We start from the raw sequence: 14,155 nt of genomic DNA on the forward strand, positions 1-14,155 counted from the left end.
TCGGCCGCTATATGCCTGGCGCGGAAGTTCTCCGGCGGGGCGTCCGAACCTGCGCCGATCCGCGAGCTCTGCTCAGCGGGGCACGCACGGACGGAACACCTCCGTAACGCGAACAGAATGGAGGCAAATGCCCGAGGAGTCAAGCATGCGACCCGATCCTCGGGGTGTCGCGGCACGTCGCAGCGGACTGATCCTCGCCGAGGCGTGTGGACATGCGGTAGGCGTACCGCCCGTCCGGCAGCGTCGCGCCGCCCATGGCCGCTCGGTGCGCACGCCGGTGGCCGAGATCAGCTCGTCGCCGGCGTGCATCGCATCCATGGGCGCCATGTCAGCAGGCGGGCCTTCTCGGGACGGTGGCTGCTGGCACAGAGCCGGTGGACGCGACGAGCCACGTTCGCGCGGTGTGCCCGGAGCCTGCACCGGCCGGCGATGTCCGCACCGGCACTGACCGACGGGGCCCGCGCCTGCGCCACGGACAGCAGAAGGGCCGCCCCGCTGATGCGGGACGGCCCTTCCGGGAGCAGTGCGACTGCCGTCAGGTGAGGCGCGCGCCGGAGCGAGCGCCTGCGATCACTTGACGGAGACGGTCGCGCCGGCCTCCTCGAGCTTCGTCTTGGCGGCCTCGGCGTCGTCCTTCTTGACGGCCTCGAGGACGGGCTTGGGGGCCTCGTCGACGAGCGCCTTGGCCTCCTTCAGTCCGAGGGAGGTCAGGGCGCGCACCTCCTTGATGACGGCGATCTTGGCGCTGCCGGCGGAGTCGAGGATGACGTCGAACTCATCCTTCTCTTCCTCCTCCTCGGCCTCGCCGCCACCGGCGGGGGCGGCACCGCCCGCGACGGCGACCGGAGCAGCAGCGGTGACGTCGAAGACGTCCTCGAACTGCTTCACGAACTCGGAGAGCTCGATGAGGGACATTTCCTTGAAAGCTTCGATGAGCTCGTCGTTGCTGAGCTTCGCCATGGTGGCGTTCCTTCCTGTTGTCGGGACCTGCGTCCCTGCGGTGATCAGCGGCGCACACGCGCCTGGTCTTGCGGTCCGGTCACCCCTGCTGGGGATCCCGGGGGACAGCGCTGTGGCTGTGGGTGCGAAGAAGTCCGAGGACTCAGGCTTCTTGCTTGGCCCGCAGCGCGTCCACGGTGCGTGCTGTCTTCGACAGCGGCGCCGCAAACACTGCGGCGGCCTTGGACATCGACGCCTTCATGGCGCCGGCGGCCGTGGCCAGCAGGACCTCGCGGGACTCGAGGTCCGCGAGCTTCTGGACGTCCTCCTTCGAGAGCGTGGCGCCCTCGAAGTAGCCGGACTTGATCACGAGCTGCTCGTGAGTCTTGGCGAAGTCACGCAGAGCCTTCGCAGGCTCCACCGGCTCACCCTTGATGAAGGCGATCGCGGTCGGCCCGCTGAGCGTGCCGTCGAAACCGGAGATGCCGGCCTCGCGGGCGGCGATCTCCGTGAGCGTGTTCTTCACCACGGCGTAGGTCGTCTCGGAACCCAGCGCGCGACGGAGCTCCTGGAGCTCCTCCACGCTGAGCCCGCGATACTCGGTGATGACAGCGGCGTCGGACTCACGGAAAAGTTCCGCGATCTCCGCGACGGCGTCCACCTTTTCGGGGTTCGCCATGGCCCTCCTTCCAGAGGTCTCTCGCCACCGGGTGAAGGAGTCCTGGAACGGAAAAAGCCTCGACACGCAAGTGTCGAGGCCTCGCTCGCACAGTCACCCATGCCACCAGGGGCTCCGGCCGGGGCCGGACGGGTACGACCGTGCGAAAGTCGCTTCGTCACCTGCGCAGGCCATCCCGGACGGGATATCTTCAGTCGTTCTCGAGGTCGAGGACGACGACCGGCGGTCTTCGGTGGTTCCAGAGTAGACCAGGACCGGGGGTCGACGCCACGGGAGGAGCGGCGTCGTGCATCACATCGGCCATGCTCCCCGCCCACGCCCACGTCCAGGTCCGCGTCCGAGAACGTGCCGAGCGCCTGGCACCGCATGCGTGCGCAGCCGACGAGTCTGAGGGTATGCGCAGCCGACGAGTCGGAGGGATTGGGCAGCCGCCGATGAGTTCCCGAACCGGACGGCCCCTGCCACGCCGAACCCGTCACGTCCGTTCCGGTCATGCGTCCCGCCGACGGGATGGATCCGCGGAACCGGTCGGCGCGTTCTGCGCGGTAACGCAGCATCCGTTCCTGCGTGCGACGACGCCCCGCCCACCACAGGGGTGGACGGGGCGTCGGATACTCTCCTCACCTGGTTCCACGGGGGACGCAGGTCGAGGACCCGGAGGGCGAGGCCTTGTCGATCAGGCCCTGTCGGTCTGCCTGATCTCCTGCCGTTCGTGCCTCACAGCACGTCGATCAGAAGAGTCGGTCCGCCTGATCTCCTGCCGTTCGTGCCTCACAGCACGTCGATCAAAAGAGTCGGCCTGCCTGATCTCCTGCCGTTCGTGCCTCACAGCACGTCGATCAGGCCTCGTCGGTCTCCTCGAGCAGGTTGCGGGTGCGGCTCACGTCGACCGGGATGCCCGGGCCCATGGTGGTGGACACGGTGATCTTCGAGATGTACCGACCCTTGGAGGCCGACGGCTTCAGCCGCAGGATCTCCTCGAGGGCCGCGACGTAGTTCTCGACCAGCTGCTGGTCGGTGAAGGAGACCTTGCCGACGATGTAGTGCAGGTTGGCCGCACGGTCGGTGCGGAACTCGATCTTGCCGCCCTTGATGTCGCCGACAGCCTTGGTCACGTCCATGGTGACGGTGCCGGTCTTCGGGTTCGGCATGAGGCCGCGGGGGCCGAGCACGCGGCCCAGCTTGCCGACCTTGCCCATCAGGTTCGGCGTGGCCACGGCCGCGTCGAAGTCGGTCCACCCGCCGGCGACCTTCGCGATCAGCTCGTCGTCGCCGACCTCGTCGGCGCCGGCCTCGAGCGCGGCCTCAGCCTGCGCGCCGGTCGCGAAGACGATGACGCGCGCGGTCTTGCCGGTGCCGTTGGGCAGGTTGACGGTGCCGCGCACCATCTGGTCGGCCTTGCGCGGGTCGACGCCCAGACGCATGGCGACCTCGACGGACGCGTCGAACTTCGCGGGAGAGGACTTCTGGGCGAGACGGAGAGCGTCCAGCGGCGCGTACTCGCGCCCCTCTTCGATCTTGGCCGCGCTGTCCTTGAATGCCTTGCTACGGAATCCCATTGTCGTCAGTCCTCCACCGTGATGCCCATGGACCGAGCGGTGCCCTCGACGATCTTCGCCGCGGCCTCCCAGTCGTTCGCGTTCAGATCAGGCATCTTGGTCTCCGCGATCTCGCGGATCTGCGCCTGGGTGATCTTGCCGACCTTGTCGGTGTGCGGGGTGGCCGAGCCCTTCTGAAGGCCGGCGGCCTTCTTGATGAGCTCAGCGGCCGGCGGCGTCTTGGTGATGAACGTGAACGAGCGATCCTCGTACACGGTGATCTCCACCGGGATGATGTTGCCGCGCTGATCCGCAGTGCGGTCGTTGTAGGCCTTGACGAACTCCATCATGTTCACGCCGGCAGCGCCGAGCGCGGGACCCACGGGCGGCGCAGGTGTGGCCTGGCCGGCCTGGATCTGGAGCTTGATGACGCTCGCGATCTTCTTCTTCTTGGGAGCCATTGCTCTTCCTCAATCTGTCGTGGTTCGGGCGGGGCTCATCATGCGCTCCTCCCACAGCTGGACCATCTCCCGCACGGGGCGGGGGGAGGTCCGGTGCGACGTTACCTGCACGTCGCGTCGGCGTCGACCGGGATCAGGGGTGATCCTGGTCGTACTCCCGCGGCCGGGGCCGCGGTGCCGATCAAATCTTGGCGACCTGGTCGAAGGCGAGCTCGACAGGGGTCTCGCGGCCGAAGATGGACACCAGGACCTGCAGCTTCTGCGACTCCGTGTGGATCTCGGAGATCGTGGCCGGCATGGTCTCGAAGGGGCCGTCCATGACGGTGACGGACTCGCCGACGTTGAAGTCGGGCATCTTCTGCGCGGCGGCGGGCTTGCTCGCCGAGCCGGAGCTGCGCTTCTTCTCGGGCAGGCCGACGGACGGCTCGAGCATCGAGTAGATCTCATCGAAGTTCAGCGGCGTCGGCTCGGTGGCGTTGCCGACGAACCCGGTCACGCCCGGGGTGTCCCGCACGACCCTCCAGGACTCGGTGGTCAGGTCCATGCGCACCAGCACGTAGCCGGGGATGCGGACGCGGCGGACGATCTTCTTCTGGCCGTTCTTGACCTCGGTCGCGTCCTCCATCGGGACCTGGACCTCGAAGATGTAGTCCTCCATGTCCTGGGTCTCGGTCCGCGTGGCCAGCTGGGTCTTCACGCGGTTCTCGTGACCGGAGTAGGAGTGGACGACGTACCACTCGCCGAGCGCGGCGCGCAGGTGACGGCGCAGCTGGACCAGCGGGTCCTCCTCGTCGGGCACCTCGGTGGGGGCGTCCTCGCCCTCGCCGACGGCGCCGTCGGCGGAATCCTCGTCGGCGGAGCCCTCGTCAGCGGAGCTCTCGTCGGAGGCGTCGCCATCGGCGGAGTCTCCGTCGGCCGCGGCGGACTCGGTCCCGTCGGCGGACTCACCGGCCTCGTCGGCGGACCCGCTCGGGACGGCGGGCTCCTCCGCGGCGGTCGCCTGCTCGGGCTCGTCGGCGACGTCGGGGCTCGCCTCGGCGGCCTCCTCGCCCTGGGGTGCGGAGGTCGCTGCCTGCGGGGAGGACGAGAACGACAGGGAGTCGTCGACGTCCTGGTAGGACTCTTCGGGGGATGAGGTCTGGTCGCTCATCAGCGGGAACCTGCTTTCCTGACGGCTGGGGACTGATCGGGCACGGTACGCGTACTTCCTGCGGCGCGGACCGGCCTCAGATCCCCGCGTCGGGGTCCGAGAACGCGATCCGGGACAGCCAGCTGAACGCGGCGTCGAAGCCGAAGATCAGCATGATCATCACGACGACGAACGCCAGGACCGTGATCGAGTACACGACCAGCTCCGTGCGGGTCGGGACGACGACCTTCCTGAGCTCCGCAAGAACCTGGCGGATGAACAGACCGATGGCCAGGAACGGGTTCTTCGACCCGGAGCCTGGTGCGTCGCCCTTGGTGGGCGCCGACGAGGCGTTCTGGCTGGAATTCACGTCAGGACTGTCCGATCTCATCGAGGTCATCCGCATCCGACCGGGTGGACCCGGCCGGATCGGCAGGGCAGACAGGGCTCGAACCTGCAACCTGCGGTTTTGGAGACCGCTGCGCTACCAATTGCGCCACTGCCCTTCACACGGGGAGCCCCCGCGAGGTCGTTCCGCGCCGCCCCGGAGGACTTTCGCGATTCTGACCAGCGACCAGCATACAAGCCTCGGCGACCCGGTGCGAATCCGCTGGCGTCAGATCACATCGCACCATCAGTGCCCCGGGGCCGGTGCCGTCGCCGACCGGAAGGACCTTACCCCCTCCGCCCATTCATCTGCGCCAGGGATCGACATCCGATCGCTGGTCGTCCTGGCACGAGAGGGAGACCTCTGCCACGATAGGCAGGTGACCTCCGACGACGCCATCCCCACCGCCAGCACTTCTCCCTCCGCTCCGCCTGCTGGGCACGAGCGCATCTCGAAGCGGGTCGGCGCGATCTCGCCCTCGGCGACCCTCGCGGTCGATGCCAAGGCCAAGGCCTTGAAGGCGGCTGGCCGACCGGTGATCGGCTTCGGCGCCGGCGAGCCCGACTTCCCGACGCCCGCGCACATCGTCGAGGCCGCGATCGAGGCGGCCCCGGTCCCTGCCAACCATCGCTACTCCCCCACGCCCGGACTCCCCGAACTGCGCGCGGCCCTGGCCGAGACGATCTCCGCCTCCACGTCCCTGCCGATCGAGCCGGCGCAGGTCCTGGTCACCAACGGCGGCAAGCAGGCCGTCTACCAGACCTTCGCGACCCTGCTGGACCCGGGCGACGAGGTGCTGCTGCCAGCCCCCTACTGGACGACCTACCCCGAGGCGATCCGTCTGGCCGGCGCCACCGAGGTGCCGGTGCTGGCCGGCGTCGACCAGGGCTATGTGCCCACGATCGAGCAGCTCGAGGCGGCCCGCACCGAGCGCACCCGCGCGATCGTCGTCTGCTCCCCGTCGAACCCGACCGGTGTGGTGCTCAGCGCCGAGCAGCTGGCGGAACTGGGACGCTGGGCCCACGAGCACGGGATCTGGGTCGTCACCGACGAGATCTACCAGCACCTGACCTACGACGGCGTGCCCTTCACCTCGATCCTCGCGGCGGTCCCGGAGCTCGCCGGGACGACGGTGATCCTGGGCGGGGTGGCCAAGTCCTTCGCCATGACCGGATGGCGGGTGGGCTGGATGGTCGGCCCCGAGGACGTCATCGCGGCGGCGAGCAACCTGCAGTCGCATCTGTCCTCGCACGTGAACAACATCGCCCAGCGTGCCGCGATCGCGGCGGTGACCGGCCCGATGGGGCCCGTCGAGGAGATGCGCACCGCCTTCGACCGCCGCCGTCGGACCATCGTCGAGAAGCTCGCCGCCGTGCCCGGGTTCACGGTCCCCACCCCCACCGGGGCCTTCTACGCCTTCCCGGACGTCTCCGGGGCGCTGGATCGGGAGATCCGGGGCAGGAAGGTCACCACCTCGACAGAGCTGGCCACGGTCATCCTCGAGGAGGCCGAGGTCGCGGCCGTGCCCGGGGAGGCCTTCGGCGCCCCGGGGCACCTGCGCTTCTCCTACGCCCTGAACGACGAGGAACTCGTCGAGGGCATCGACCGCGTGGCCGCGCTGCTGGCGGAGTGAGCCCGGGACTGCCCGGCGGCGGCAGGACGGCGAGGACCCGATGACCGCAGCGATCGCCGGCCGGGACCTGGTCGCGCTGCCCAAGGCCCATCTGCACCTGCACTTCACCGGGTCGATGCGCCCCTCGACCCTGGTCGAGATGGCCGCCGAGCGCGGGATCCGCCTGCCGAGGTCCCTGACCGACGACGTCGCGCTCCAGGTCGAGCCCACCCGGCGCGGCTGGTTCCGCTTCCAACGCCAGTACGACGCGGCGCGCGCCGTGGTCGACTCCGAGGCGGCGATGCGCCGGATCGTCGACGAGGCCGCCCGCGACGATGCCGCCGAAGGATCGGGCCGGCTCGAGCTGCAGGTCGATCCCACCAGCTACGCACCGTTCGTCGGGGGCCTCACCCCCGCGCTGGAGATCGTGCTGGACCAGGCTGCGCGCTCGGAGCAGGAGACCGGCGTGAGCATCGGCATCATCGTCGCCGCGTCCCGGACGCGCCACCCGCTGGATGCCCGCACGCTGGCACGGCTGGCGGCGCTCCACGCGGGACGCGTGATCGGTTTCGGGCTGTCCAACGACGAGCGTCGCGGCACGACCGCGGACTACGAACCGGCGTTCCGGATCGCCCGGGAGGCGGGGCTGCTCTCGGTCCCCCACGGCGGGGAGCTGCTGGGACCGGCGCACATCGAGGACGTCCTGGACCACTTGGCCCCGAGCCGGCTCGGGCACGGGGTGCGCTCCGCCGACGATCCGGCGCTGCTGGCCCGCATCGTCGATGCCGGGATCGGGCTCGAGGTGTGCCCGGCCTCGAACGCCTCGCTCGGGGTGGTCGACGACGCCGCCGACGTGCCGCTGCGGCAGCTGCTCGACGCCGGCGCGCAGATCGCCCTCGGCGCCGACGACCCGCTGCTGTTCGGCTCCCGCCTGGTGCAGCAGTACGAGACGGCGCGCGACATCGGTCTCAGCGACACCGAGCTGGCGCACCTGGCCGCGGATTCGATCAGGATCTCCGCCGCGGATGCCGCCACCCGGCAGCGCCTGCTGGACGGGGTGCGCGACTGGCTCGCCGCCCCGGTGCCGCGCGACCCGGCCTGAGCACCGGCACCAGCACCGACACCGCACCGCACCGCACCGCACCGAACGAGGCGACCCGAGCCGCGGACCCGGGCCGGGGACGACGGCTGCGCTCAGCGGTCCTGGCCGGCGCCCTCGGACGGCAGCGCGAGGAAGAACTCCGGCGCCGTGAGGCCGTGCGCGGCGAAGGCCGCGGCGATCTCCGCCGCCACCGACTCCGCCTGCTCGGCCTCGACCAGCGCGATCGTCGACCCGCCGAAGCCACCGCCGGTCATCCGGGCTCCGTGGGCCCCGGCCTGCCGGGCGGCGTCCACGGCGACGTCCAGCGCCGGGACGGTCACCTCGTAGTCGTCCCGCAGCGAGTCGTGGGAGGCGTTCAGCAGCGCGCCGAGCTCGGCGACGTGCGCCCGCACCGTCCCGGAGGCCAGCAGCGCATCGAATTCCCGCACCCGCTGGATCTCGGTGAGGACGTGCCGGGCGCGACGGCGCACCAGCTCGTCGTCGATCCGGTCCAGCAGGTCCTGGAGGTGCTCGACGTCGGCGTCGCGCAGGGTGGGGACGCCCAGCAGCTCGGCCGCCCGCTCGCTGTCCGCACGGCGGGCCGTGTACTCGCCGTCGACATGGGAGTGCTCGGCGCGGGTGTCGGTGATCAGCAGCGCCAGGCCCTGGGCGGCCAGGTCCCACGGCACGGGACGGGTGGAGAAGTCCCGGCAGTCCAGGAACAGCGCGTGCCCGGCGCGGGAGAGCACGGAGGCCGACTGGTCCAGGCCGCCGGTCGAGGCACCGGCGAAGCCGGTCTCCGCGGTGATCGCGGCCCGCACCCTGTCCAGCGGCCGCGTCCCCAGGCTCAGCAGCGCATCGATCGCCTCCGCGGCGGCGCATTCCAGGGCGGCCGAGCTGGACAGTCCCGCGCCCAGCGGCACCTGGCCGTCGATCATGATGTCCATGCCCTGCGTGGCCGCCCCGGAGATGTGCTTGCGCAGCGCCCACAGCACCCCGGCGACGTACGCCGGCCAACCCTCGACGGCGCCCGGCGTGAGCTCGCGCGCGTCCAGGTCCAGGACGCTGTCGTCCTGTGCCGAACGCAGTCGCACGCGGTCGGTGGGCGTGCGGGCGGCCGCGGCGAAGCAACGGTGCGAGATCGCCATCGGCAGGCAGAGCCCGTCCTGGTAGTCGACGTGCTCACCGATGATGTTCACCCGGCCCGGCGCCGACCACACACCGTCGGGCGCGTACCCGAACGCCTCCACGAACAGCGCCTCGGCGCGGGCGGCGGCCTCCTCGCGGTCCGGTGCCGCCGAGAGCGTCACCGCAGCGGTCTCCACGGCCGTGCCGGCGGAGGTGCGAGCGGGATCGATGCCGGCGTCTGCGGCAGTGTTCATCGATGTTCCTTCCGAACTGTCGGGGCCGGATCGCCCGGACGGGCCCGGGGCGATCTCCGGCACAGCGTGCGAAAGTCTAACCATCACCGCGACAAGATTCCGGGAACGTTCCCTCGGGAGCGCGCCGTGCGAGGTCCGGGAGCGCGCCGTGCGAGGTCCGGGAGCGCGCCGTGCGAGGTCCGGGAGCGCGCCGTGCGAGGTCCGGGAGCGCGCCGTGCGGGTTTCAGGGGCGCACGGCGAGGCAGGCGGCCGACGGGGCGGGGATCGGATCCGCGGCCACCGAGAGCTCGTCACCGTCCCGGCGCAGCACGTCGATCCGGTCGCCCTCCTGGGCCGCGACCAGCACCAGCTGTCCGAGCTGGGTGAAGTGCCGCGGATGCGCACCCACCGCGATCTCGGACGTGATCTCGGGACGCATCATGGTCAGCGACAGTGCCGAGAGGGTGCCCGGTCCTCGGTTGGCGACCAGCAGCATCGATTCGTCGGCCGTCAGCTCGAGGTGCGAGAGCGCGTTCTCGCCCTCGGTCCGGCTGCCGGGGATCACCGATCGCACGCTCCAGCGGTGGCTGGATCCGCGCAGGACCGGCGGGGTGCCGGGCTCGTGCTCGGAGGGTCGGCGCACCGCGGTCGCGATCGTGCCGGAGAGCTCGCAGGAGATGTGCAGCTGTTCGGATTCGTGGTCCGCGGCGAGGTGCCGCGGGCCGCTGCCCCGGTTCAGGGGGATCTCGCCGACCAGTCCCATCTGTCCCTCGGCGTCCTGGCGGTACAGGAAGACGCGGTCCAGGCCGAGGTCAGGCACCGCGAGCGAGTCCGTGCCCGGCAGGGCGGAGACCTGGTGAGGGTGGGGAGTGCCGTCCTCCCCGAGATCGCGGTGGTGATCGACGTCGATGAGCTCGACGGGCACCCCGTCGGCGTCCAGTCGCACGGTCTCGACCGTGCCGGATCCGTAGTCGGCCACCAGCAGCGTCCCCGCGGTCCGGCCCGGGGCGAGGTGGCAGCCGCCGGATCCCTCGAGCGCGAGGTCGGCGACGAGCTCGGCCGTGGAGCCGTCGGGCGCGACGCGCACCGCGACCACTCGGGTGGGGTCCGTCTCGAGCACCGCGTACAGCAGGCTGCCGTCGGCGCTCCAGAGCACGAAGGACGGATCCGGCAGCTCGACCGTCGGCCCCCGCCGCACCGTGAGGGCGGCGCCCTCCCCCGTCTCGGTCCCGTCGCCCTGGGTCAGGTGCAGCAGCTCGAGGCCGGAGCCCCGACCGCTCCCGCTGCGGGAGTAGCTGCCGACGGCGATGGTCGCGGTGGTGCTCATGGGTTCTCCTCGGAGTCGGTTCGCCGTCCCGGGTCCTCCTGCGGTGGGTCCAGGTCCTCGAGATCTTCCAGGTCCTCGAACATCGAGGCGGACAGCGCTGTCATCTCGCCCGTCATCGTAGAGGGCTCGACGACCTCCTGGCCGTCACGACGCCGGCGTCGGCGCGAGCCCAGGGAGAGGCGGCGTCGGCGCAGCGTGGTGAACGGCGTGGAGATGCTGGGGGTGTAGGCGATGGCGCTGCGCCGGAAGTAGGGCACGATCCGGGCGGCCAGCAGCTGGCCGAGCACGAGCCCGGCCGCGATGCCGACCGCGATCTCGCCGGCGCTGAACAGGTCGGCGGCCCCGGAGCGGACATCGTCGCCGAGACCCAGCAGACCGCGGTAGATGAGACTGCCGGGGACCAGCGGGATGACCCCGCCCATGACGAACACCAGGGCCGGGGCGCGCAGGCGGTCGCCCAGCGCCACGGCGATCATGCCGGAGACGAAGGCTGCGAGCGAGACGGCGTACACGCGATCCAGGACGAGCCCGGAGAGCAGGTGGGAGACCAACCCGGACACCAGCGACACCCCCGCGATCCAAGGCAGCATCCGCCAGGGAACGTGGGCACCCACGCCGTAGCCGAGACCCATCCCGAGCCCGGCGACGAGCACCCAGACGACCGTGATCAGCGAGATCGGGATCGAGGCGCTGACCGAGATGTCGGTGCCGAGCGCGTCCGCGAGCAGCATGCCGCCGCGCACACCGGCCACGATCCCGACGGTGAGCATCAGCGTCTCCAGCATTCGCCCGGCGGCCGTCAGGTACCAGCCGGTGACCGCGTCCTGGACCGCGCCGATGGAGGCGAGGCCGGTCAGCTGCACGATGATGCAGGAGACCACCACGATCGAGGAGTTGACGGTGGGGTTGATCATGCCGACCAGCACCGCGACGCCGACGGCCAGGAAGCCGCCGAAGGCCTGCCCGTAGAAGGCGGGGATGTGCATCCGCGCCAGGAACTGCCCGGCGGCGGTCAGCAGCCCCGAGGCGAGCGTCGCGGCGGCGAGCACGAGCGGGTCCGCCCCGAAGTACAGCGACAGGGACCCGCCCATCACGGCGAAGCCGAGCACCACCAGCGGCAGCTTGTTGGCAGGTGCCGTCTGCGGGACGCTCTCCGCCGCGCGGCGGGCCTGCTCCAGGGGGATCTCACCGCTGATGTAGTCGTGGGTGATGTCCTCGAAGGCCGAGAGCCGGGCGAAGTTCTGGGTGCGGGCGCTGGCGGCGCGGACCCTGGTGAACGGGGTCGCCGACTCGTCGGCGAGGTAGGAGATGATCACCTCGTCGAAGGTCACCTGGACGGAGACGTTGCGCAGGCCGGAGGAGCTGGTGATCCGCAGGACGGTCGCGGTCACCTCCGAGGCGGCCGCGCCGTTGCCGAGCAGCCCGACGCCGACTCTCATCGCGAGGTCGAAGACGGCATGGAGCCGGACAAGATCGGTGGGCACGGGACTGATCGTCCCATACGGACCAGCTCAGGACACAGATCTGGGGACCCTGGCGCTCGTCACATTCCGGGCGTCCGACGCGGCACCGCACCCGACCGCCCGCGGACTGCCCGGACGGGGTTCCGACGGGGTCAGGGGCAGGGCTCGACGGGGCGCGGACCAGGAGGCCGACGGGTGCGGATCAGAGGCTCCGACGGGTACGGGCCAGGAGGTCCGACGGGTGCGGATCGCCCGGTCCGACTCAGAGGTTCGGGGACGTCGAGAGCACGCCGATCCCGATGGCGAGGACGGCGAGCACGCCGACGTCGATCAGCCTGGTGCGCACTGCGAGCGCCCCGGCGGCGTGCACCGGCAGCACGGCCCGCAGCAGGGCCAGCACTGCGAGCAGCGCGGCCAGCAGCTGACCGGCCAGGGGCGCGCCGACGACGGTCCCGACCACCGCGATCGCCATCACGGTCGGGATCGACAGGACCAGCACCCACTGCCGACGGCAGGCGGCAGCCACGGTGAAGGGAGAACTCTGGGCACGCACATGGCCATGCTACGTCTCCCGCCCGGTTACGCTGGCCAGGAGGTCGGCACCGCCGTCGACCACTTCGCGACCTGGAGGACTCCTCGACATGACCAGCCCCGGTTCGACGCCTGACACCGCGACGCGCATGGAGCACGACCTGCTCGGCGATCGCGAGGTCCCCGCGGACGTCTACTACGGCATCCAGACCCTGCGTGCGCAGGAGAATTTCCACATCACCGATGTGCCGCTCAGCCATTTCCCCCGGCTGATCGAGGCGCTCGCGCAGGTCAAGCGGGCCACGGCGCGGGCCAACCATCGCCTGGGAGCGCTCGACGACGAGCGCGCGGCCGCCATCGAGCAGGCCTGCGCGGAGATCGCCGGCGGTGACCTCACCGAGCACTTCGTGGTGGACATGATCCAAGGCGGTGCCGGGACCAGCACCAACATGAACGCCAACGAGGTGATCGCGAACCGCGCGCTGGAGATCATGGGCCGGGACAAGGGCGACTACGAGTTCCTGCACCCGAACAACCACGTCAACCTGGCCCAGTCCACCAACGACGTGTATCCCACGGCGCTGCGCCTGGCGATGATGCTGACGTTCCCCGCCCTGGCCGAGTCGATGGACCATCTGATCACCACGCTGCGGGAGAAGGGCGAGGAGTTCGACCACGTCCTGAAGATGGGCCGCACGCAGATGCAGGATGCGGTCCCGATGACCGTGGACCAGGAGTTCAACGCCTGGGCCACCACGATCGAGGAGGACGTCCAGCGCCTCACCCGCACCGCCACCCTGTTCCAGGAGATCAACCTGGGCGCCACCGCGATCGGCACCGGGATCACCACCGACCCGCGCTACGCCCAGCTGGCCGCCCGAGAGCTCTCCGAACTGACCGGGGTCCCCTTCGTGGTCGCCGCAGACCTGGTCGAGGCCACCAGCGACACCGGTGCCTTCGTGACCTACTCGGGGATCCTCAAGCGCATCGCGGTGAAGATCTCCAAGATCTGCAACGATCTGCGCCTGCTGTCCTCCGGTCCCCGGGCGGGTCTGCACGAGATCAATCTGCCCTCGGTCCAACCGGGCAGCTCGATCATGCCGGGCAAGGTGAACCCGGTGATCCCCGAGGTCGTGAACCAGGTGGCCTTCGAGGTGATCGGCAACGACCTCACGGTGACCTTCGCCGCGGAGGGCGGTCAGCTCCAGCTGAACCCCTTCGAGCCGGTGATCGGGTTCAACATCCTCGAGTCCACCCGCATCATGACCCGGGCGATGAACACCCTGGCCGATCGCTGCATCTCCGGGATCACGCTGAACCACAGCATCCTCGAGGACAATCTGCGCCGGTCGATCGGCGTGATCACCGCCCTGGTCCCGGTGATCGGGTACGCCGCCGCCACGGAGGTCGCCTCGGAAGCGCTGGAGACGGACCGTCCGGTCGCCGACCTCGTGCTCGAGCGCGGGCTGCTGGACGAGGTCCGGCTGAACGCGCTGCTGTCCCCCGCGTCGATGACCGCCCCGCACCGGGCGACCCCCACCGGCACCGTGCCGGCCGTCGAGGATCCGGGCCTGGATTCCGGGGAGATCACCCGGCTCCCGATGGAGTTCCCCGCCGATATCTGAGGCGCGGGTCCGCCGGGGCTC

13 protein-coding genes and 1 tRNA gene are annotated in these 14,155 nt (G+C 70.6%); 3 read left to right on the top strand and 11 right to left on the bottom strand.

Annotation, left to right across the window (positions count from 1 at the left end; translation table 11 throughout):
* Positions 1-570: 570 nt before the first annotated feature.
* From rplL to JOF44_RS07505, 7 genes are all read right to left on the bottom strand, one after another.
* Entirely contained in the window at positions 571-960 is a 390-nt protein-coding gene (gene rplL, locus JOF44_RS07475) for a 50S ribosomal protein L7/L12 (RefSeq protein WP_209889246.1), read from the bottom strand.
* A 142-nt stretch (positions 961-1,102) separates the two neighbouring features.
* Positions 1,103-1,618 (bottom strand): 50S ribosomal protein L10, encoded by a 516-nt coding sequence (gene rplJ, locus JOF44_RS07480; protein ID WP_209889249.1) that lies wholly within the window; start codon positions 1,616-1,618, stop codon positions 1,103-1,105.
* An 839-nt stretch (positions 1,619-2,457) separates the two neighbouring features.
* The gene (gene rplA, locus JOF44_RS07485; RefSeq protein ID WP_209889252.1) at positions 2,458-3,177 is read right to left on the bottom strand and encodes a 50S ribosomal protein L1; all 720 of its coding nucleotides are present in this window, start codon (positions 3,175-3,177) and stop codon (positions 2,458-2,460) included.
* Positions 3,178-3,182: 5 nt separating this feature from the next.
* Entirely contained in the window at positions 3,183-3,617 is a 435-nt protein-coding gene (rplK, locus tag JOF44_RS07490; protein ID WP_209889255.1) for a 50S ribosomal protein L11, read from the bottom strand.
* A gap of 181 nt (positions 3,618-3,798) precedes the next feature.
* A complete protein-coding gene (gene nusG, locus JOF44_RS07495; RefSeq protein ID WP_209889258.1) occupies positions 3,799-4,767 on the bottom strand; it encodes a transcription termination/antitermination protein NusG in 969 nt (322 codons plus the stop codon).
* Positions 4,768-4,843: 76 nt separating this feature from the next.
* Complete coding sequence (gene secE, locus JOF44_RS07500) at positions 4,844-5,116, bottom strand: preprotein translocase subunit SecE (RefSeq protein ID WP_209889262.1); 273 nt, start codon at positions 5,114-5,116, stop codon at positions 4,844-4,846.
* 63 nt (positions 5,117-5,179) lie between these two features.
* Positions 5,180-5,252: transfer RNA gene (locus tag JOF44_RS07505), tRNA-Trp, on the bottom strand.
* A 261-nt stretch (positions 5,253-5,513) separates the two neighbouring features.
* Between JOF44_RS07505 and JOF44_RS07510 the strand changes: the two genes are divergently transcribed.
* The gene (locus tag JOF44_RS07510; protein ID WP_209889265.1) at positions 5,514-6,767 is read left to right on the top strand and encodes a pyridoxal phosphate-dependent aminotransferase; all 1,254 of its coding nucleotides are present in this window, start codon (positions 5,514-5,516) and stop codon (positions 6,765-6,767) included.
* 40 nt (positions 6,768-6,807) lie between these two features.
* The gene (locus tag JOF44_RS07515; RefSeq protein ID WP_209889267.1) at positions 6,808-7,848 is read left to right on the top strand and encodes an adenosine deaminase; all 1,041 of its coding nucleotides are present in this window, start codon (positions 6,808-6,810) and stop codon (positions 7,846-7,848) included.
* Between the two features lie 92 nt (positions 7,849-7,940).
* On the opposite strand, the gene galK is transcribed toward JOF44_RS07515, so the two are convergent.
* The 4 genes from galK to JOF44_RS07535 form a co-directional block, all read right to left on the bottom strand.
* Positions 7,941-9,209, bottom strand: a complete 1,269-nt coding sequence (gene galK / locus JOF44_RS07520; protein ID WP_209889270.1) for a galactokinase — start codon at positions 9,207-9,209, stop codon at positions 7,941-7,943.
* A gap of 223 nt (positions 9,210-9,432) precedes the next feature.
* Positions 9,433-10,515, bottom strand: coding sequence for a lactonase family protein (locus tag JOF44_RS07525; RefSeq protein WP_209889273.1), 1,083 nt, complete (start codon positions 10,513-10,515; stop codon positions 9,433-9,435).
* Positions 10,512-11,999, bottom strand: coding sequence for a threonine/serine exporter family protein (locus tag JOF44_RS07530; RefSeq protein ID WP_209889276.1), 1,488 nt, complete (start codon positions 11,997-11,999; stop codon positions 10,512-10,514). Before JOF44_RS07530 ends, JOF44_RS07525 begins: the two co-directional genes overlap by 4 nt.
* A 241-nt stretch (positions 12,000-12,240) precedes the next feature.
* Entirely contained in the window at positions 12,241-12,531 is a 291-nt protein-coding gene (locus JOF44_RS07535; protein ID WP_209889279.1) for a DUF3017 domain-containing protein, read from the bottom strand.
* A gap of 88 nt (positions 12,532-12,619) precedes the next feature.
* On the opposite strand from JOF44_RS07535, the gene JOF44_RS07540 reads away from it, so the two are divergent.
* Positions 12,620-14,134 (top strand): aspartate ammonia-lyase, encoded by a 1,515-nt coding sequence (locus tag JOF44_RS07540; RefSeq protein WP_209889282.1) that lies wholly within the window; start codon positions 12,620-12,622, stop codon positions 14,132-14,134.
* Positions 14,135-14,155: the final 21 nt, after the last annotated feature.

Source organism: Brachybacterium fresconis (assembly GCF_017876515.1).
Classification (GTDB): Bacteria; Actinomycetota; Actinomycetes; order Actinomycetales; family Dermabacteraceae; genus Brachybacterium; species Brachybacterium fresconis.

What these genes read in the sequence shown, in the direction of transcription:
- rplJ (WP_209889249.1), bottom strand. Translation starts at nt 1,618, where the DNA reads ATGGCGAACCCCGAAAAGGTGGACGCCGTCGCGGAGATCGCGGAACTT.
- nusG (WP_209889258.1), bottom strand. Translation starts at nt 4,767, where the DNA reads ATGAGCGACCAGACCTCATCCCCCGAAGAGTCCTACCAGGACGTCGAC.
- rplK (WP_209889255.1), bottom strand. Translation starts at nt 3,617, where the DNA reads ATGGCTCCCAAGAAGAAGAAGATCGCGAGCGTCATCAAGCTCCAGATC.
- JOF44_RS07540 (WP_209889282.1), top strand. Translation starts at nt 12,620, where the DNA reads ATGACCAGCCCCGGTTCGACGCCTGACACCGCGACGCGCATGGAGCAC.
- JOF44_RS07525 (WP_209889273.1), bottom strand. Translation starts at nt 10,515, where the DNA reads ATGAGCACCACCGCGACCATCGCCGTCGGCAGCTACTCCCGCAGCGGG.
- JOF44_RS07515 (WP_209889267.1), top strand. Translation starts at nt 6,808, where the DNA reads ATGACCGCAGCGATCGCCGGCCGGGACCTGGTCGCGCTGCCCAAGGCC.
- galK (WP_209889270.1), bottom strand. Translation starts at nt 9,209, where the DNA reads ATGAACACTGCCGCAGACGCCGGCATCGATCCCGCTCGCACCTCCGCC.
- rplL (WP_209889246.1), bottom strand. Translation starts at nt 960, where the DNA reads ATGGCGAAGCTCAGCAACGACGAGCTCATCGAAGCTTTCAAGGAAATG.
- rplA (WP_209889252.1), bottom strand. Translation starts at nt 3,177, where the DNA reads ATGGGATTCCGTAGCAAGGCATTCAAGGACAGCGCGGCCAAGATCGAA.